This window comes from Clostridium cibarium, assembly GCF_014836335.1.
Taxonomy (GTDB): Bacteria; Bacillota; Clostridia; order Clostridiales; family Clostridiaceae; genus Clostridium; species Clostridium cibarium.
Window position 1 is genome coordinate 1 of sequence record NZ_JACSRA010000013.1, and the last position, 22139, is coordinate 22139.

Annotated in this window: 14 protein-coding genes; 2 read left to right on the forward strand and 12 right to left on the reverse strand. The window is 31.8% G+C overall.

Annotated features, from left to right (window positions below; translation table 11 throughout):
- Positions 1-134 precede the first annotated feature (134 nt).
- A complete protein-coding gene (locus tag H9661_RS09570; RefSeq protein WP_143316235.1) occupies positions 135-815 on the reverse strand; it encodes a YczE/YyaS/YitT family protein in 681 nt (226 codons plus the stop codon).
- A 277-nt stretch (positions 816-1092) separates the two neighbouring features.
- On the opposite strand from H9661_RS09570, the gene H9661_RS09575 reads away from it, so the two are divergent.
- Complete coding sequence (locus H9661_RS09575) at positions 1093-1887, forward strand: SDR family NAD(P)-dependent oxidoreductase (protein ID WP_143316234.1); 795 nt, start codon at positions 1093-1095, stop codon at positions 1885-1887.
- Between the two features lie 130 nt (positions 1888-2017).
- On the forward strand, positions 2018-2908 hold the full coding sequence (locus tag H9661_RS09580) for a LysR family transcriptional regulator (protein ID WP_191768484.1): 891 nt from the start codon (positions 2018-2020) through the stop codon (positions 2906-2908).
- Between the two features lie 112 nt (positions 2909-3020).
- Here the strand turns inward: H9661_RS09580 and H9661_RS09585 are convergent, their stop codons facing one another.
- The 11 genes from H9661_RS09585 to H9661_RS09635 form a co-directional block, all read right to left on the reverse strand.
- Positions 3021-3398: a PH domain-containing protein gene (locus H9661_RS09585; protein ID WP_191768486.1), complete on the reverse strand. Its 378-nt coding sequence runs from the start codon at positions 3396-3398 to the stop codon at positions 3021-3023.
- A 167-nt stretch (positions 3399-3565) separates the two neighbouring features.
- On the reverse strand, positions 3566-5494 hold the full coding sequence (locus H9661_RS09590; protein ID WP_191768577.1) for an ABC transporter ATP-binding protein: 1929 nt from the start codon (positions 5492-5494) through the stop codon (positions 3566-3568).
- On the reverse strand, positions 5481-7220 hold the full coding sequence (locus tag H9661_RS09595; RefSeq protein WP_191768489.1) for an ABC transporter ATP-binding protein: 1740 nt from the start codon (positions 7218-7220) through the stop codon (positions 5481-5483). Before H9661_RS09595 ends, H9661_RS09590 begins: the two co-directional genes overlap by 14 nt.
- Before the next feature lie 58 nt (positions 7221-7278).
- Positions 7279-7710 carry a MarR family winged helix-turn-helix transcriptional regulator gene (locus H9661_RS09600; RefSeq protein ID WP_143316229.1) on the reverse strand — a complete coding sequence of 144 codons (432 nt, stop codon included), beginning with the start codon at positions 7708-7710 and terminating at the stop codon, positions 7279-7281.
- Between the two features lie 227 nt (positions 7711-7937).
- Positions 7938-9500: an MFS transporter gene (locus H9661_RS09605; RefSeq protein WP_143316228.1), complete on the reverse strand. Its 1563-nt coding sequence runs from the start codon at positions 9498-9500 to the stop codon at positions 7938-7940.
- Positions 9501-9679: 179 nt separating this feature from the next.
- Complete coding sequence (locus tag H9661_RS09610) at positions 9680-11560, reverse strand: sialate O-acetylesterase (protein WP_207706230.1); 1881 nt, start codon at positions 11558-11560, stop codon at positions 9680-9682.
- Positions 11561-11586: 26 nt separating this feature from the next.
- Positions 11587-13677, reverse strand: coding sequence for an alpha-glucuronidase family glycosyl hydrolase (locus tag H9661_RS09615; RefSeq protein ID WP_191768491.1), 2091 nt, complete (start codon positions 13675-13677; stop codon positions 11587-11589).
- A 31-nt stretch (positions 13678-13708) separates the two neighbouring features.
- A complete protein-coding gene (locus H9661_RS09620) occupies positions 13709-15322 on the reverse strand; it encodes a mannitol dehydrogenase family protein (protein WP_279290156.1) in 1614 nt (537 codons plus the stop codon).
- A 4-nt stretch (positions 15323-15326) separates the two neighbouring features.
- Positions 15327-16400: a mannonate dehydratase gene (uxuA, locus tag H9661_RS09625; protein WP_143316227.1), complete on the reverse strand. Its 1074-nt coding sequence runs from the start codon at positions 16398-16400 to the stop codon at positions 15327-15329.
- Between the two features lie 45 nt (positions 16401-16445).
- The gene (locus H9661_RS09630; RefSeq protein WP_191768493.1) at positions 16446-18578 is read right to left on the reverse strand and encodes a glycoside hydrolase family 3 C-terminal domain-containing protein; all 2133 of its coding nucleotides are present in this window, start codon (positions 18576-18578) and stop codon (positions 16446-16448) included.
- Between the two features lie 93 nt (positions 18579-18671).
- Positions 18672-22025, reverse strand: a complete 3354-nt coding sequence (locus H9661_RS09635) for a hypothetical protein (protein WP_191768495.1) — start codon at positions 22023-22025, stop codon at positions 18672-18674.
- Between the last annotated feature and the right edge of the window lie 114 nt (positions 22026-22139).

The window sequence follows — 22139 nt, forward strand, 5'->3', positions numbered from 1 at the left end:
AAGCTAATGGTTGGCACTATCAACCCCCATATCGGACTTTCACCGACTAGTACGTGCCCATGCTGGGCACACATAAATATAGGGATAGTTGAATTTCTCTACTATCCCTATATCTGCTAAAAACTGCTATATTCTTAAACTTCAACATCTTGGATTTCATCAAAAGCATAATTCTCCTTTAACATTTCCCCAATAAACTCAAGTTTTTTATTAAAGAACTTAGCCATAAGTCCAACAATTAAAGCCGCTATTATGGTACCTTCTCTAACCCCTACAATATTATGAAATAAAACTAAAGAAATAACACATGCACCTATAGTCAGGGATCCATCAAATACTATTTTGGTAGTACCAAATTCCTTTTTCATAACTTCTGAGATTGCTTTTACAAAAGCTTCCCCTGAAAGCATAACTACATCAGCAATTACTTCCATACTAATACCCAATGCAAGTATTATACATCCTATTATTAAATATGCAATTTTTTGAACATATACTGCAGGATTAAGAAAGGACAGCCCAGCCATAGTTAAATCAATAAAAAATGCAAATAGAAATGATACTGGAATTTGTAAAAGTTGTATTTTTTCAAAATCTTTTCTTAATATAACAATTTGTCCTAATATTAAGAACATATTTAATATAAATGTAAACTCTCCCATTGTAAGTGAGAATCCTTTGCTAAGGGTATACGGAATGCTTGATATTGGTGATGTACCCAAGCTTGCTTTTGTGATAAAACTCACACCTAATGCATTAATAAATAATCCAATAATAAAAAATAAATATCTTTTCGATAACTCCTTCTTCGTCATATAGAAAAACCTCCTGCTAAATTTATTTTTACATTTTCATCTTCTTTTACTTGTCCTAATCTGTTTAACTAATAAACTTCAAAAGGAAATAGTATATTGTATTTGATTTATAATCATTCACATCTACTTATTATAATTCTTCATTCTATTCTTATCTAATACATTTTTCATAACTTATAATAAGTAGATACTTATTATTGATATTTATAGAATAATTTATAAATTGATGCACAAAATAAATCTTAATCATTTATTTTAGACAGATTAGGGTGATAATATGAAAAAAATATTAATTACTGGGTGTGGTTCTGGACTTGGAAGAGAAGCAGCAGTCGCTTTAGCTAATAGAGGGCATTATGTATACGCAACAACCCATACAGAAGAACAAGCAAATGAATTAAATATCATAAGTGAAAAATATAATCTACCCCTTGAAAGCTTTAAATTAGATGTTTTATCCAAAGATGACAGAATGAAAGCAACAAACATTAGAGTTGATGTTTTAATAAATAATGCTGCTATTGGCAGTTCTGGTTCAGTTGCTGAAATAGATATTAATAATTACAAAGATACATTTGAAACTAATGTATTTTGTCCTATTGAGTTAACTCAACTTGTTTTAAAACAAATGCTCACTAGAAAAGAAGGCAGAATAATTTTCTTATCTTCACTAGCTGGACTTTCACCTATTCCATTTTTATCTCCATATTGTGCTACAAAATTCGCTTTAGAAGCCATAGCCCCCTCTTTAAATGAAGAATTAAAAGAATTGAAAGGCGTTAATATTCCTGTAATATTAATTGAACCTGGCAGTTTTCCTACTGGCTTTAATCAAAAAATTATAGGAAAACAATTTAACTGGATGAAGATGAATTCTTATTTCAGTAATAATATAAAATCACTAAAAAAGAAGCAATATGCATACTTCAAATTAACTGAATGCAGTGATATAGATTCTATAATTGATAAATATATTAAAGCAGTTGAAGATAAATATCCAAAGAAAAGATATACTGCTCCACATAATCAAAGTACTTTTATAAAAATAAAGAATAGCCTTTTTAAGAAGTAATTTATGTATTAGTCTAACAATACCTTTATCTAAGTTTGATAATTCTTTACAATATGTATTCTCTTCAGCCTTTGCCAATACTATTTTAATGACTTATAATAAACATATACTTATCATTGGCGGTGATTTTATGAACATAAGACAATTAGAATACTTTCTTGCTGTTGCAGAAAATTTAAACTTTACCAGGGCTGCTGAAAAATACTATATCTCACAAACCGCAGTCACTCAACAAATACAATCTTTAGAAAAAGAACTTAATGTAAAACTCTTTAATCGTACAAATAGACATGTAGAATTAACTTCTGCTGGAAGGATTTTTGTTAAGGAAGCAGAATCACTTATAAAACACACAAAAGAAGCATTAGAACGGACTCAGATAGCATCTACTGGATACTCAGGGGCATTAAGTCTTGGATTTGTAAAAGGTTATGAACAAACTTCCTTTTCTAGATTAATTCAATCTTTCCATACTTTCTTTCCAAATATATCTTTATTTCTAGTGCGTGATAATACTGCAAAACTATATACAGATTTAATAAATAGGCAACGATATGATATAATTTTTGCCGTTAAATTTCATATTGAAAAATATAATAATGTTAATTATAAAGTTATTGAAAAACATCCTCTTATTGTAGTTCTTTATCCTGACCATCATCTTGCTAATAAAAGATCTATTAAAAGGTCTGATTTAAAACATGAATTATTTATTGCAAATGAAATGCGTAATAATAGACATAACGGAGCTAGTTCTATTATTAATGATTCTATAAATGTTGGATTCATGCCTAATATAGCTAAGCAGTCAAGAGATGTTGAAACTATCCTACTCATGGTTTCCGCTGGTATGGGAATAGCAGTTCTCCCAGACTATGCAATCAAGGCATATACTAACTTCATGAATTTAGTGTATATTCCCATTGATGTAGAAGAAGAATATATAGAAACTGTTGCTGTCTGGAATAAAGATAATTCAAATCCATCATTAACTAAATTCTTAGAAATCCTTAATATTTAATTTTTCACATATACTAAAAATTATATTACTTTACAAAAATAACAGCCTCTATTATATAAAAAATCTATAATAGTAAGCTGTCTTTCTATTTTCCCCTAATTAACTTAATAGCTTATTTTAAAACATATGAAGCCAATACACTTTGTAGCTCATATATATTTAAACTTTTATTAAATTGTTTTTGTATTGGAAGGGCCATACTAGAAACCCATATCTTAAGTTCTGCATCTAGATCTAAATGCCCAGCTGTTTCAATACTAAATTGTGTAATACTTTTATATGGAATTGAATGATAATCTGTCTTTTTACCAGTAACTCCTTGCTTGTCTATTAATATAAGACGTTTATCTGTGAATATGAACATATCTCTTATTAACTTATATGCCTTTTCTATTCTTTCTGTAGGTGTTAAAAGATTAGCATATTCATTTTCAATTTCCTGAATGTTAACCTCAGAAGCATTTCCCATTAATCCACCAAGTAGTCCCATTATTAAATCCTCCTAAAAATATATTTTTTTAATATTGTATCATGGGAATTCATAAAATGTAATATTTTTTTATTTTGTGCATATATTACTCAAAATATAAATAAAAAAGCATTTCAAGATGATTCTCCAACCATCTTGAAATACCTAATTTTAATTCTATCTAAATCTTATGATAATTCAAATGCTCCTGTATATAATTGATAGTACTTTCCTTTTTGTTCAATTAAATCATCATGATTTCCTCTTTCAATAATTCTACCTTGTTCTAAAACCATAATTACATCAGAATTTTTGATTGTTGAAAGTCTATGAGCAATTACAAATACTGTTCTTCCATGCATAAGTTTATCCATACCATCTTGAACAATTTTCTCTGTTCTTGTATCAATACTAGATGTAGCTTCATCAAGTATTAAAACTGGAGGATCTGCAATAGCAGCTCTAGCTATTGTTAATAATTGTCTTTGTCCTTGTGATAAATTTCCTCCATCACCTGTAAGTATGGTATCATATCCCTTTGGTAAATGTTTTATAAATTGATGAGCGTTTGCAAGTTTTGCTGCTTCAACTACTTCTTCATCAGTTGCATCTAATCTACCATATCTAATATTATCTGCAACTGTACCTGTAAATAGATGAGCATCTTGAAGTACTATTCCAAGTGATCTTCTTAAATCATCTTTTTTAATCTTATTGATGTTAATACCATCATATCTTATTTTCCCATCCTGGATATCATAGAAACGGTTAATTAAATTAGTGATAGTAGTTTTCCCTGCACCTGTAGCTCCTACAAATGCTATCTTTTGGCCTTGTTTTGCATAAAGTTTTATATTGCGCAATATAATCTTTTCATCATTGTAGCCAAAATCAACATCATCAAATACTACTTCACCAAGGAGCTTAGTGTAGGTAAGGGTACCATCTTCATGTGGATGTTTCCAAGCCCAAATTCCAGTACGCTTTTCAGACTCTACTAACTCTCCATTTTCATTTTCATTTGCATTAACTAAAGTTACATACCCTTCATCCATCTCTTTTTCTTCATCAAGAAGCCTAAATATACGTTCTGCTCCTGCTAAAGCCATAATTACAAAGTTAAATTGTTGAGACATTTGATTTATTGTTTGGCTAAAAGTTCTTGTTAATTGTAAGAACGACGCAAGTGCTCCAAGAGTAAAGCTCCCTATTGAACCAATGGCAAGAATAGCACCTATAATAGCAACAAGCACATAATTTATATAACCTATGTTACCCATAATAGGCATTAAAACATTAGCATATTTATTTGCATTGTTTGCACTATTCATAAGCATATCATTTAATTTATCAAAATTTGCCTTTGCTTCTTCTTCATGACAAAAAACTTTTACAACCTTTTGTCCTTCCATCATTTCTTCTATATATCCATTTACTGCACCTAAATCTTTTTGTTGAAGCCCGAAATACTTTCCACTTTTTGCTCCAATTGATTTAGTTACATAAAACATTAATATTATGATTAAAATTTCTACACCTACTAATGGCAAGCTTAAAAATATCATAGAAATAAATATACTAACAACTGTTATTATAGCTGATAATAGTTGTGGTATACCTTGGCTAATCATTTGCCTTAACGCATCTGTATCATTGGTATAAAGACTCATTATATCCCCATGAGCATGTATATCAAAGTACTTTATAGGCAGTGTTTCCATATGTGAAAACATATCATCCCTTATCTTTTTTAGTGATCCTTGAGATATAAGAATCATAACACGGCTATATGCATAAGTTGATAAAACTCCAACATAATAAATTACAGCCATAGTAACTATCATTTTAAATAGTGGTCCAAAATTAGGCGAAGCCTTACCTAAAAGTGGTGTTATATAATCATCTATTAAATTTCTCAAAAATAATGTTCCTACAACATTGGCAAGAGAACTTATAATTATCATTATTAACACAATAAAAAATAATAATTTATATTCTTTAAGGACATAAGCTAATAATCTTTTTAACACTTTTAAAGAATTTTTATTAGCTTTTACAGGTCTACGTACCCCACGTCCATGGATTTCTCTTGGTTTTACTCCATTATTTTGACCCATCATTATCAGCTCCTTTCACTTGTGATTCATAAACTTCTCTGTATATATCATTTGATTCCAATAATTCTTCATGAGTTCCAAATCCATTTATTTTTCCATCATCTAACACAATAATCCTATTAGCATCTTGTACTGAGGATATACGTTGAGCAATTATTAGTTTTGTAGTATCAGGAATTGATTCTTTAAATGCTTTTCTAATTAAAGCATCTGTCTTAGTATCTACTGCACTTGTAGAATCATCTAAAATTAATATTTTAGGTTTCTTAAGAAGTGCTCTTGCAATACAGAGTCTTTGTTTTTGTCCTCCTGATACATTTGTTCCACCTTGTTCTATAAAGGTATCATATTTGTGAGGAAGATTTTCTATAAATTCCTCTGCTTGAGCTTGCCTGCAAGCAATGATTATTTCTTCATCTGTTGCATTTTTATTTCCCCATCTTAAATTTTCTTTTATTGTCCCTGAGAATAATACATTCTTTTGTAATACCATTGAAACTTCATCTCTAAGAGTTTCAATATCATAATTTCTAACATCTATTCCTGAAACTTCAACAGAACCTCCTGTAACATCATATAATCTTGGAATAAGCTGAACAAAAGTAGATTTTGAGCTACCAGTTCCTCCTATAATCCCTATAGTTTCCCCTGAATTTATTTTTATGTTGATATTTTCTAAAGTTAGGTTGTCCTTATCTTTAGCATAACTAAAATTAACATTATTAAATGAAATAGATCCATCTTTTATTTCATAGATTGGATTTTCTCCATTTGTTAAATCACTTTTCTCATCTAAAACTTCTACAATTCTTTCTGCTGATGACTTTGCCATAATTACCATAACAAATACCATTGATATAATCATAAGGCTCATTAGGATATTTGTTGTATAAGTAAATAAACTCATAAGTTCACCAGTTGTCATTGAATTAGCAACAATATTCTTTGCTCCAAGCCAAGATAAAAGTAAAATACAAGTGTAAACTGCAAATTGCATTGCTGGTCCGTTAATTATTATTAACTTTTCGGCTCTTATAAAGAATTTGTATAGTACTTCTGAAGCTTTATAGAACTTGTCTGTTTCATGTTCTTCTCTCACATAAGCTTTTACAGCTCTAATTGCAGTTAAATTTTCTTGTACACTTGCATTTAAATCATCATACTTTTTGAATACCTCCATAAAATATGGATGAGCTTTAGTCATAATAAAATATAATATAACTCCTAAAAATACTATAGCTCCTAGGAATATTGAAGACATCTTTGCATTAATATAAAAACTCATTGCCATAGCTGAGATCAGCATAAATGGTGCTCTAACAAGTATTCTTATTACCATTTGAAAAGCATTTTGAACATTAGTTACATCTGTGGTAAGCCTTGTTATAAGTCCAGCTGTAGAATATTTATCTATATTAGAAAAAGAGAAATTTTGTATATTATAATACATTCCTTTTCTTAAGTTTCTTGCAAAACCTGTTGATGCACTGGCTGCATGTTTACCTGATAATGCACCACAAGTAAGAGATATAAATGATACTATTAACATTACTCCCCCAACAATGCAAACATACTTCATATCACCTTTTCCTATTCCATTATCAATAATCCATGCCATTAATAGTGGAATAATAGTCTCCATTATTGCTTCTAAGGCAACATATATTGGAGTGAGAATAGTATCTCTTTTAAATTTTGCTACATAACCTACTAATCTTTTTATCATAATTTTCCTCCCTTTTTGTTAGACTTCTAACTAATAATTTTCCAAAAAAAAATTGCATCTAATCCGCAACTTTTTCAGATAATCTATCAATTAATTTTATTAATGTTTTTTGTTCATCATCACTTAGTTCATCTCTTAGTGATTTTTCTATTTGAATAATAAAAGCAAAAACATTCATATGAATATCTACACCTTTTTGTGTAAGTATTATCTTCTTAAGTCTTGCATCTTTTGAAACACTTACTCTTTCTATAAATCCATTTTTCTCCATAAGTTGAAGTACACTAGTTACTGAAGAACGTCTAATATCTAGCTCTTCTTCTATATCTTTTTGGAATATGTCCTTTTCCTTAGATTTATTATATATAAATCCCATTATTCTGCCTTGAACACTTGTTATCCCATATTGAGCAGTTTCTTTCTCTATTCTTCTATGGATTCTTCTAGCTAATATATTTATTTTTTTCCCAATATGAAATTCTCCATCCATCTTTGTACTCCTATGTTTTTGTTAGATTTCTAACTAATTTTAATTCTATTTTTTGTGCTTGTCAATAGTTTAGTATATATATTCCTCTTAATTATTAAGGTTATAAATCATTTATATATTCAAATTATATGATTTATAACCTTTAAGATTTTGTATGTAGATATAATAATGAGAGGATACACTCCTCAATTAGTTGTATCCTCTCATTGATATTATTTACAAATAAACTAAATTAATAAATTCTCCCCATTTGTACTGCCATTTACTTCATTTGCAACTGCAGGCCATACTTTTTCATATCTTATACCTGTTAAATGCTCAACAACATCTTTTGTTTTAGCATCTGCATCCTTTTTTAATCCATTATTTTTTAGCCTTTGAATTTCATTGATTAATATTTTATGAGTAGAAGTATTAAGTTTAAATCTAAAAGCTACTAACAATGAAATTAAAGTTAACCCCCCACCTCCAATTAACAAAGTTAATACAATAGCATGTTGTACTACCAATGGTTGAACAGTTGCATCTTTAACTAAACCTGCTGATTCAAGCATAATTCCAATAATAATTGCTGCAATCCCGCTTGTTGCTTTTCTTAAGAAAGTCATCACCGCAGCAAAAAGTCCTTCACGCCTCTTTCCTGTCATTATTTCATCTACATCAGGAATAAACGGAAATACGTTCCATGGCGTAAAATATACACAAGATTTTCCCGCTTGAAATACAAATGAAACAACAATAAGTGCAATAATTAGTGTACTATCTGTTAAATGCAGAACATAAATTCCACAATATCCTAAAATACCTATAATAACTGTTATATAGCAGAATTTTAATAGATTAGCTGGTCCAACTTTAACAAAAAGCATTCCCCACACTAAAGTTAATGGTACCCCAATAAGATTTATTGATAATAAACTCGAAGCAAAAGAAGCAGTAGAACCTAAATTGAAAACAATAAAATAAACAAAAACAGTTACAATAATATCCTGTGCTGTTACAGCAAATAAGTACATAATTAAATGCTGACGAAAGGCTTTTACTTTTAAAGTTGAAAAATATTCTTTAACTATATGAGCCACTTTTCCTGCTATTTCTATAATAGAAATACCTTTAAATGACTTATTCATATTTTGCTCTTCAATCATCTCAGCTGTTAATTCTCTTTCCCAAGTAGTGTTATAAGTAATCAATATACATATAACATAAAGTGTAGCAAAACTGAAACCAAGAACAAAATAAGCATTAGGGTTATTTTCCCCCATTATTTTAATTAATGTACCACCAACTATAGTACAAATAGAACTAGTAAAACCAGAACATAACATTCTACCTGTAGTCAATATTGTCCTTTTATTAAAATCAGAAGTCATTTCTGAAGGTAATGTTTCATATGGAATAAGAACAACACTGGCAAGAATATCGAAAATGACATAAGTCCAGAAATAAAACCAGTAGTTTAGTCCATTAATCCATAGCAATCCATAAACAAACATTAATGGAGCTCCAAATAAAAGGAAGAAACGTCTACGTCCAAATTTTTTTCCAAGCTTTGTACGATAAAAATAGTCGGTAATATTCCCCATGCAAATACTGACTACAGAGTCAATAAGTTTTGAAGATGCAAATATTGCTGCTGCTTCCATGGCGCTTAAGCCAACAAAGGTAGTATAGAAATACATAAGATAGGCCCCTATGAGCATTCCAGAGCTCCCTCCCATAACATCAGTTAATCCATATCCTAAACCTGTTAACAGAGTAATTTTTTTCTCTTTCCTACTTTTAAACATTCAATTTTCCTTCTTTCCTAAATATTAATTATTGTAGTATTTAATTACAATATAGAAACTCACTCATAATAATCTTACTTGTACCTATTGCGTTTTGTATTAAAACGTTTTCTTAAGTATGTTTAAAATATGAATTTCCCCTACTTTAAACAAAATATTGAAATCACTTTGTTTTCTATCTATATTGCAGTAAATGGAGATGCTGGTAATCCTTCTTTATTGTATAAAGTAACATTAGTAGGATTATCTGCCCAGCAGTATCTTACACCTATTGGATTTTTTATATTCTTGTTATAAACCTTTACTCTATTTCCTTCTATTTCAGCACTTGCTTGCACATAGTTTTTATCCTCTCCACATATAAAAAATTGATTTAAACTATTCTCCTTAATCATTAATCCGCTACCTATATTTGAAAAATTTAAATAAATTTTATTTTCTAAAACCTCCATACTCTCATATAAAGGCCCACTATAAACTACATCTTCTCCATAAGCTATTTTTTGAGCTGCAAGCGCAAGTCTTCTTCCTACTTCTTTTTTATTTTGTGGATGTAAATCATTATATTCTCCTAAATCAATTGAAACTACCATGGCAGTATTATTTACTTTTAAAGCTCTTCTTTGTAAATCTCTTATCTTAGCCCAATTTTCACTGTATTCCTTAGAAGGCTCTAAGAAATTTGCAAGTTGAACAAACAAAAATGGGAATTCTCCTATGTTCCAAGCACTTCTCCATTCTTTTATCAATCTTGTAAATAGCTCTTCATAACCTTTTGTATCACAAGTATTAGACTCTCCTTGATACCATATAACTCCTTTAATTGTATAATGCCTTAATGGTGAAATTAATCCATTATATAACCCTGTAGGCTTATATTGAAAGAATGTCTGATCCTCTAAAGGTTCCATCTTGCATCCTACTCTATATTTCCAATTTCCATCTAGTTTTATCTCTTCACCTTTTGCAATTATTTTATAAGCCTTATCTTTAATAAATCCACCAATATTAATTTTACTGAAGACACGTATGGCAATAATATTTTTACCTTCCTTCAATACTCCACTTGGAATATCGTATTTGCGTGGTGGATATCTATAATCTGTGTTTCCAACTAATTTTCCATTAATATATATAAAATCAGCGTCTACAATTGCTCCAAAATATATTCTAGCTGGCATATCTATCATTGACTTTGGTATATCAATTTCCTTTCTAAACCAGATCGAACCATTGATTTTTTCTAATTCTGTACCTTCAAAGCTCTGTGGTATAAAGAACTCATTCCACTCTGAATCATCTAAGCTTTCACCATACCATCTCTTGCTTTCATCTTTATAACCTTCATCAATTAAATCTATAAACTCATACCAATTGCTAATTCTTTTCTCATCATCCTTCTTTACTTTTTCTACATAGGAATCATCTTTGCACTCATGTAATAAGTTCTTAAGTTTTGGAAAATCCTCTAGTGACTTTTCACTAATCCATGCTTCAACTGGAGTTCCCCCTACTCCTGCTGAAATTAATCCTATTGGAATTTTATATTTTTCATATAATTCTTTTGCAAAAAAATATCCCACTGCAGTAAAGTCTAATGCAGTATCAGGGGTAACTGATGTCCATGGACTGTTACACTCCAACTCTTCTTTTGGACCATGAAAATTATATGTTTGTTTAGGTAAAAACTGACGAATATTAGGATTTGAATAACTTAATATTTCATCTTCAAATAGATCCATAACTCTTCTACAAGGCAGTTCCATATTTGATTGTCCACTACAAAGCCAAACATCTCCTATTAATATATCTTTAATAGTTCCTCTTTTTCCTCTTTCTATAATGGTCATTTCATATGGCCCACCAGCTTCTAGATCTTCCAAGAGTATTTCCCACATTCCTTCTTCGTTCGCAGTAGTTTCATATGTTTTTCCTAAAAATTCAATTGTTAATTTTTCTTTTTTATTTGTTTTTCCATAAACCTTTGTTTGCTTTCCTCTTTGAAGCACCATACCATCACTTATAATACATGATAAAGGCATATCCTCTTCACCCTTCATATTTATCAACTTCCTTCATTTAATCATTAATATATATTTCTTTCCTTTTCATCCTCTATCCCCGACATCCTATAAAAATACGTATTAACCTGATCTCTCCAATCTCTAGCACTTCCTAATTGAATACTAAGTCGTTCAAGAACTTCCTCATATACTTTTTCATCTATAATACCTTCTAGTTTTCTCCACCTATCGACAAAATTTTCCACTTCCTCGTAGCCTTCAAAATGTGTATCATAAATATGCTGAATTACAGTTTTACCTGATTTCAATAGATGAGTATAAGGAACATGGTGAAAAAATAACAACACCTCATCTGGACAGGTTTCTAAATTATCATATTGACTTTTGAGTGGCTCATTGTATTGTCCTACATAACCTGTCCCGCTTTCTATAGTCCGATCAATTCCAATCCCTCTAATATCTGCTCTATGGTATGTTCCCCAAGGTGAAAACTCATATCCATCTACATCTGGACCATAGTGATGTCCTGTTGCTACCATCCAGCCTATACCAAGCGGAGCTGTATAATTTTCATATGCTTTCCAAGAATTCATTAATATCTCCATTACATTTTCTATAACTATCGGATTATCACCAAAGGTAAGATTAATCCATTCCTCTGCAATTTCTTCACTTGTCATTTCACTATTCCATGCAAGTCTGCCATATCCATAAAGATTTGCTTGAGCTAAAAAATGTCCTGTCCAATTTTCATCATCACCTACATTGACTATTGCAGCTATTCCATTAATTCTTTTAGCAACACTACTTTCATTTCCATTTGCATATGTTGGAGAACTTAATGCTTCTTTCCATAAGGGAATTAAAAAGCATACATGTTTTTGCTGACCTGTGTATTCTTGAGTTATTTGAAATTCCATTAACTTGTTAGTTTTATCCATTGCTCCAAATAGTGGCGATATTGGTTCTCTAACTTGAAAATCCATAGGTCCGTTTTTAATTTGTAAGTATACATTATCTAAAAATTGTCCATCTAATGGCTCAAAACAGTCAAATGCAGCCTTAGCTCTATCTATTGAATAATCTCTCCAGTCTTGCTTACAGTTATATACAAAGCATCTCCATATTAATATTCCTCCAAATGGTGCTAGTGCTTTCCCAAGCATGTTGGCCCCATCTGCATGATTACGTCCATAAGAAAATGGTCCTGGCCTACCCTCTGAATCAGCCTTTACCATAAAGCCTCCTAAGTTTGGAATTACACTATACACATATTGAACTCTTTTCTTCCACCACTTTTTTACCCTCGCATCCAAAGGATCACAAGTTTCTAAGTCCTTTAAGGTAATTGGTGCTGCAAAATTTATACTTAAATAAGTTTTAATTCCCCATCTGTTAAATATGTAGCTTATAGTTTTTACAATATCAGCTTTGTTATCTATTAAATAAGTTTCTGCTTCATGGACATTTGTGTTATTTATAATTACTCCATTAATTCCAATGGAAGAAAGCATTCTCGCATAATCATTAATTCTATCTAAATCCGAAGCTACCTTATAATCATCATTAAATGCCTTTCTTAGCCCTGGTCTAGCTGCTGTAATACCACCTATTTCATCCATAACAGCTTTCATAATCTCTTTATTACGGCAGCTTTCAAATAGTATAGAACACCCTGCAAATCCACGTTCAATAGTCCCATCTATGTTATCCCAATGATCTATTAGTCTAAGATCTTTCCTCGGATTGTCTATAACTTCCTTTCCTTCCAGCTGTTTGTTTTGTTCAAATAAACTCAATAATGCAAATACTCCATAAAGAATACCATTATCATTCTTAGCTGAAACACTTATACATCCATTAGTTGCATTACAGTTTATTTTATATCCATCATTAACTAAAGTTTTGTCTTGTGTTCTCTCTAGTTTTATATATTTAACCTCTTTAATATCTTCTTCACTTTCATAAAACACCTGTGTTCTTTTGCTATCACTTATTTGCTTAAATGCTCTTTTTAGTTCTGATAATGCAGAATCTATAACTTCACTTCTATGACAAACCAACACATTTTCAAGATATTCTTTATATTTACTATTTTTGATATTATTATGGCTTAGCCAACAAGAATATAATTTACTTTTTTTATTTACCATATCAACATCACCTCTTCTTTCCTTTTGCAAATTATAAATAATTCTTCAAAGTTCTTCTTACTGCTCCCTTACCATCTATCATTTCTTCAAAACATAGTTCTATTAAACTTCCTAAATCTGCTTTATATAAATCTAACCCAAAGATCTTTTCATTTGAAAGAATAGGTTTCAATTCTTCATGAAATGGTCCTTTTTGTCCTAGTTTAATTCCTTTAAGATGTTCTCTAAGTATAGATAGCATTGGATCATCACTAATTTCAAATTTATTACCATTGTCATCAACACCTAGCAAATATCTACACCACCCCGCTATAACTATAGGAATAAACTTCAATTGGCTTACTTCTAATTTAGGATCTTTCAAATATGCCTTGATTGTTTCTCCAAAGCGAATAGGCAGTTTTTGTGAAGTATCTGTGGCAATTCTTTGTGGAGTATCTGGCATAAATGGATTTGGTATTCTAATAGTTAAAACTTCATCTATAAAATCTTTTGGACTTATAATTTTAGGATCAACAACTACTGGTAATCCTTCTAAATACGCAATATTCTCCACTAAAGATCTTAACTGCGGGTCTTTCATTTCTTCACAAATTCTAGTATAAGATAGTAAACATCCAAATACAGCTAATGCAGTATGTAGTGGATTTAAGCATGTACAAACTTTCATCTTTTCCACACGATCTACTGTACTTCCATCAGTAAATTTGACACCTACCTCTTCAAGTTTTGGTCTACCATTTGGAAATGAATCTTCAATTACTAAATATTCTGCTTCCTCTGCATTTGTAAAAGAAGCTACATAAGTATTTTTAGAAGTTATAATAGGTTCTACATCTGAAAATCCACTCTCTATAAGCATGTTTTTTACACTATCATCTGGTCGTGGTGTAATTTTATCAATCATTGTCCAAGGAAATGTTACACTACAGCCATTATTAATGTATTTCAAAAATCCCTCCTCTGCTTTCCCATTATCAACCCATTTCATTGCAAAGGTATTAATAGCATTGTATAATTTTGATCCATTATGTGAACAATTATCCATACTCACTAATGCAATTGGCATTCTATTATTAAGATATCTTTCATAGCATAATGCAGATACTTTCCCTATATAACTCTTAGGTTTCTTAGGACCATTTTTAAAATCTTCTTCTACTTCTGGAATGAAGTTTTCATTCTTTCCAATAAGGCTATACCCCTTTTCAGTAATAGTAAAACTAGCCATCTGCAGCGATGTCTTTCTAAAAATCTCTTTTAATCTTTCAAAATCTTTTTCATTGTCACTATCTAATGCAAGGGATTCTGTAATACTTCCAATCACAGTTTTTTCAACAGTTCCATTAGCTTTTAAAATTACCATTACACTTAAGTCATCATGCTTTTTATTTACTTTTTCAATAATCTCATAATCATAACCTTCTGCTACAATAATACCTTTATTGGTTTTTCCTTCATCTAAAAGAGTTTGCTGTAATGCAGCTGGAAATGACCTGAAAATATTGCCTGCACCAAAATGAATCCATGTAGGATTTTCTTTTGTCTCCTTTATAACTTTTTCTCTATTAAATTTAGGAATCTTAAAGCCTCTTTTTTCCCATTCTTCTCTGCTTTTAATTCCCTCATTATTTAACTCCAACATTTTTTCACCTACTTTTATTTGATTTTTTCAAGCTTTCTAATATTCCGTTTAAATATGTTACTCCAAGTGCTCTATCATAAAGCCCATATCCAGGCATGGCTACTTCTCCCCAGATAGCACGTCCATGATCTGGTCTTACAATTCCTTTAAATCCAATTTCATATAATGCTTTCATAATTTCATACATGTCTAGAGATCCATCTGATGATAAATGTGCAGCTTCATCAAATTTACCCGGAGCAATATGTTTAATATTTCTAACATGTGCAAAGTGAATTTTTCCTTTTAGAGACCTTATAATATCAGGAATATCATTATTTATGTTAGAGCCTAGTGACCCTGTACATAATGTAACCCCATTGCAAGGACTATCTACCATTGTTACTAATTTTAGTAAATTTTCCTTGCAAGTCATAATTCTTGGGAGTCCGAATACTGGCCAAGCTGGATCATCTGGATGTATTGCCATTTTTATATTGTATTTTTCGCACGTTGGCATAATTGCTTCTAAGAAATACCTTAAATTATTAAATAACTTTTCATCATCTACATCTTTATACATTTCAAATAATTCTTTTATTCTGGCCATACGCTCTGGTTCCCATCCTGGTAATTCAAAGCCATTAGCTTTTGAATCCATTGATGATAATAAGTTTTCAGGATTTATTTTATCTATAATTTCTTGGTCGTAAGATAATACTGTTGATCCATCTGGTCTTACCTTTGCAAGATCAGACCTTGTCCAATCAAATACTGGCATAAAATTATAGCAAACGACATTAATCCCCTCTTGTCCAAGGCCCTCCAATGTTTTGATATAATTTTCAATGTATTTATCTCTATCTGATGTACCTACCTTTATTGAATCATGAATATTAACACTTTCTATCCCCGAAAGCTTAAGCCCAACAGCTTCTACTTCTGCCTTCATAGCTTTAATTCTTTCCTTTGACCATACTTCTCCAGGCATTGTATCATATAAAGTAGTAACAACACCTGCTACTCCTGGAATTTGCCTAATTTGCTCTAGTGTCACTGAATCTGCTTCTTTTCCAAACCATCTTAATGTCATTTCCATAATAGTGTTTCCTCTTTTCAATTTCGTATTTAAATTTAATAGATTTTATACTACTTCAATATCAGCTTCTAGCGGAGTAATTCCTATAAGCCTGATACTTCTACTGTCTGGTTGTGATATACCAACAAACAACTTAAACTTCTTGCTATCAAGAATTCTTTCACCTTTATCATTTACAGCTTCAAAAGATTTTTTATCTATTTTGATTGATACTGTTTTACTTTCCCCTTTTTTAAGCTCAACACGTTTAAATCCTGATAAACTATAATTATCAACTGCAAACTGTGATTCAAGGTCCTTTACATAACATTGAACTACTTCCTCTATATCAAAATTTCCTGTATTAGATATTTTAAGACTTACATTAACGCTATCAAAATTTTTATGAATATTAGATACTACTAAATCAGATAATTCAACAGATGAATAAGTTAATCCATAACCAAATGGATATAGACTTTCATTCTTCATATAACGATAAGTTCTACCCTTCATAGAGTAATCTGTAAACTCTGGTAATTCTTCAATAGTTTTATAGAAAGTTACAGGTAATTTACCACTTGGTGAACATTTCCCAAATAGTATATCAGCCAAAGCTCTACCACCATGACTACCTGGATACCATACATCTAAAATAGCAGCACAGTTTTCTTCTTGCCCTTGAAGAGTTAATGCACTTCCAGCTCCAAGCACTACTATTACAGGTTTGCCAGTTGCAATTACTTTTTCAAGCAATTCTTGTTGTCTTCCAGGTAAATTTAAGTTTAATTTATCTCCAGCACCATCACTATTACTAGCATCTCCTTGTTCTCCTTCAATTGAAGAATCTAAGCCTAAACAAAGAATAACTACATCGCTATGTTCTGCAACAGTAACTGCTTCAGCCATTCTATCATCTGCTTCTGCTAAATCTGAAACTCTATCTTTGTATAGATGGCAACCTTCTGAATAAAATACCCTTATATCATCTGAATCTACAGCTTCATGAATTCCTTCTAGTATTGTAGTGTACTTTGAAGCAGTGCCAAAATAATTTCCCTTAAGCATTAACTCACTATTTGAGTTTGGTCCAATAACTCCAATGGATTTCAATTTTGATTTATTTAATGGAAGTACTCCATTATTTTTTAACATTACTATAGATTTTCTTGAAGCTATTAATGAAATTTCATTATGTTCCTTACTATCATTCATCTCATAAGATATTTTGTTATACTCACATTCTTCATCAAACATACCGAATCTAACTCTTGTTGCCATTAATCTTTCAGCAGCAGTAGTTATATCCTCTTCTGATACTAAACCTTCCTTATATGCTAATAACATTTGAAGATATACATTTCCACAATTTAAATCACAACCATTCTTTATTGCAAGAGCCGCTGATTCAGTAGCAGTGCTTGTAACCTTATGATATAGATGAAAATCTGCAATAGCCCAGCAGTCAGATACTACATGTCCTTTAAATTGCCATTTTCCTCTTAAAATATCCTTTAATAAAAGTTTACTTCCACAACAAGGTTCATCATTTGTACGATTATAAGCCCCCATTACAGCTTCAACGTCAGCTTCTTTTATGCAAGCTTCAAAAGCTGGTAAATAAGTTTCAAACAAATCTTTTTTACTTACAACAGCATTAAATTCATGCCTTAAGCCTTCTGGTCCACTGTGCACTGCAAAGTGTTTAGCACATGCTGCTATTTTTAAATACTTTCCATCACCTTGTAATCCTTTGACAAAGGCCACTCCTAACCTAGAAGTTAAATATGGATCTTCACCATAAGTTTCATGCCCACGTCCCCATCTTGGATCTCGGAAAATGTTTATATTAGGAGACCAATATGTCAACCCTTTATAAATATCTCTATCACCTTTCTTAGAATTCTCATTATATTTGGCACGCCCTTCAGTTGCTATAATTTTTGCAATTTCTTTTAATAGCTCATCATCAAACATGGCAGCTAATCCAATAGCTTGAGGAAATACGGTTGCTGTGCCTGCCCTTGCTACACCATGAAGCCCTTCATTCCACCAATTATATCTTGGTATATTTAAATGTTTTATAGCTGGTGCCTTATATGTTAATTGCTCTGCTCTTTCTTGAAGAGTCATTTTAGCTACTAATTCTTTTGCTTTCTCTAATGCACACTCATGAGTTATTCTTTCATTGTTTCTCATAATATTTCCTTCTTTCTCTATATTTTTTCTTATCTAACGAAAAATTTATTAGCTGTCTAAACATCTCTTACATTTCTATTTTTACTGTTTCTTCTACTTTAGTGCTTCCATCAATTCTGTAACTTTTCTTTGAGTTATACTACTACTTATTAACGCTTCCTCACTCTCATTAACAAGGCTGCTATTTTTACCTTTATACTTCCTAAGTGCATCTCTTAGTGCATCACGATTTGGTGCTGGAACAATTGAAAGTTCATCCACATAAAGTATATTGTCATCTTTAGAATACAGTGACAAAATAACCTTAGTAGTACCCTTGGGCTCATCGTATACAAAAGCCTCATTATTACATTCAGCCCAATTTGCCACTCTCACATTAACAGGTTGAAATGAACTTATACTAAGAGGGCCACCTTCGAGAATAGAACCTAACAATGTATTACCATTAAACCAAGCCCTTTCACCAGCTTCACGTGCTGCAAGTGGTTTTGGCATATCACGTCCACCAATTTTGGTCATCCCTAACTGCTTACCGTTTTCATCATAATATACTAATGCAACTTTAACATCTCCTGGTTTTTCAGCTGCAACTTCATAACCTAGTGATCCATCCTTCATTGAAAGAAATTGACCATTAAAATGGTATCTCTCACCTTTTGTCATCTTACCAGTGACATCTTGCCATATCCCATCATATTTCCCATTAGCACTTGTACGATTTCCCAACCTTGCAGAACCAGCAACTTTCGAAGTATTACTATTTTTTAGATATCTTGAAAGTCCTGAATAGCTCTGGATTGTGCTTGCACTTAGTGCAGGTCCAGTGACATTCTGCTCAAACTTTCCTTTGCTATATCTTCCTACTGACCACCCATCAGTATTTGAATCAGTTGTAGTATCAAAATCACCATTCTTTAGCACGTTTCCTTCTGTAATTACCACTGAATTATTTGCATCAGCACTCCAATCAGAATCGTTAGCCCCAAATAAAAAGCGATCAACTGTAATCTTATCATGTAAGCCACCTAATGCAGCTACAATATAAAGATCTTTATGTCCATAAGCCCCATTATCACCAGTGTCAACCTTAGCTTGATATTTGCTATAACTTGTTCCTTCTGGCACAAGTATTTCAGCTACTCGTTTTCCTTTTGATGTTATATCGCTAACGCTTCCTACATGTGTGCCAACAGGCAATGTGTATGCGAGTAAGCTTCCACCCTTACCTGATGTTGCATGTGAAAGTGCAGTTAGATATAGCAAGTGTCTACGAACGACGCCACCATTAGCAGAGCCATCAGCAAAGTTAACATTTTTATAAGAAAGATAATCACTATTTCCAAGTGAAACTGCTTCTTTAGTACGACCAGCATTACCAGCTTTATTTCCCATTATACCGTTATCGTTTTCTTCAGCTTCAAAAGTAGAGAAAATATCGCGTTCACTGTCAAGACCATTAAAAGTAGCATATCTGCCTTCAGATGGTACTATTGTAACAATACTTGCTGATGGAATATCTATGATAAACTTACCATTCTTCACAGGAATCTTTGCAAGCTTCTTCTGATTTTCGCTACCAGAAGTACGAAATACTGTTACACTCTTAGTACCCTCTGGAAAATCCTTCAAGGCAAACTCTAGATGTTTAATACTATCATCATTGTTAGAATTAGTTATGGTTATTGAAAAATCCTTATCATCTGAACTCTTAAATCCAACAACATTTAAATTGTCACCTGGCTCACGTGTCACACTAAAACGTTTGTCCCCTGGATTCATAAAACGTGAAAAATGACCAAAACCATAAAAACGTTTGAAAATTTGATATTCGCCTGTTAATGTACTAGTATGTCCAGCGTATTGTTGGGAGTTTGTATTTACCAATCGAATTAGGTCAGAACCATTTGCACCGTTATTATCCCATGTCATCCACCATAGATAAGCATTAATACCTGGATTGCTTGTAAACATATTTGTCATAAGATATGCATATCGCACAGCATCATTGATATTCTGATTACCATAACGCTGAGTATATGCACCTGCTGATCCATCACTAACATCCTGATTCATAAACTCGGCTTGCCAGATCTTATATCCATTTAGGTATGATGGCCACTTTGTACCATCTACTGTGTAGTCATAAGGTTTAAGTGCAATATTGCTATTTCCTTCTGCATTATGTTTTAGTATAGTTTCATCTGTTCCAGTGCCAACTGAACCATATAAATGGGTAGTAGCCACATCGAGATACTTATGTTTGTTGATACTAGAATCTAGTTCTGGAAAAACCTCAGCCCCCCTATCCAAAGTAGCCTCCAGGTTAGTTCCATCCAATGCACATAACTTTGGTTGAAAATCAATCACTTTACCATCAGGGTTCTTAATTCCATATAGCATACCTCCTGGTTGTACAGCTTTCTTTAAAGTTGGACCTATGTAATCATCAATAAGTTCCTTAATGTATGAAGAACTTGCACCTTCAAGGTCAGGTTCATTAAATGGGTTTATGTTAGTAATAGGAATTCCCCATTGCTCCCAATAGCCCTTAATATAATTGACTAGATAATCTGCATATGCTTGATAGTAGATTTTTTTACCATCTGAAGCTTTATCATCACGTATTATCTTACTTGGAACATTGCTTCCAGATGAAGATGGCTTGCTCATCCAATAAGGTGCCTCCCACATACATGCATAAAATGTATGTACCCCATACTTCATTGCTTGTTTCATAGTCCACACTTGGTCTATATCAAAAATTTCTTTTCTAGTACGAGAACTGCTCTTAATTACTACAGGTTTATCTCCTGATTCCTTAATCCAATTTACAGGGCCACCTTTGTCATTTGCTATAGACTTGTCCCAATTATCATAATCCCAAGCGAAATCCTTTACAGGAACCATAGTGCCAGTTTTATGTTCAGGTTCATTTGGCCAAATTGTATCAGTTTGACCATCGTAGAAACGATTTGATGCTTTCATCATCTTATAACCATACAAACCAGCTGTTCCATTCACAGGAATTGGGTTTCCACCCACGTCATAACCAGGTTTGCTTATGTCAACCCTCAAACCTGTCTTTGGATTAAACCCCGGACTACTTTGCGAAGTCCCACTAGCAGTAACACCACCATTGCCAATAATAACTCGTACAATATCATGCCCAGTTCCATTCTTTTCACTAAACGCCAAGTTAAGCAGATGATTAACTGTTTCTTGTTTACCTGCTGTAGCTAACTGTATAAGCATGCTGGAAGCAGTATATGCATAGGCTGATCCTACACCATCCATAGTCTGATATGTTGTTTTCCAATCAGCAATAACTGGAGCTGCATAATTTACTGCCTTTGCCTGAAAAGGAACCAGCATTGTAATACTGATAAAAAACGCTAGCGTGATATTAGCAAAGAGCATCAGAAACGATTTTGTATTATTTTTCCTCATTGTATAAACCCCTTCCTTAATTTCAAATTATTGATAATATTTTATTACTGTAATATAATAAACTCAATGGTCAAAAATTAGATGACTTGTACAATTTTAGAAAGGATAGTATAT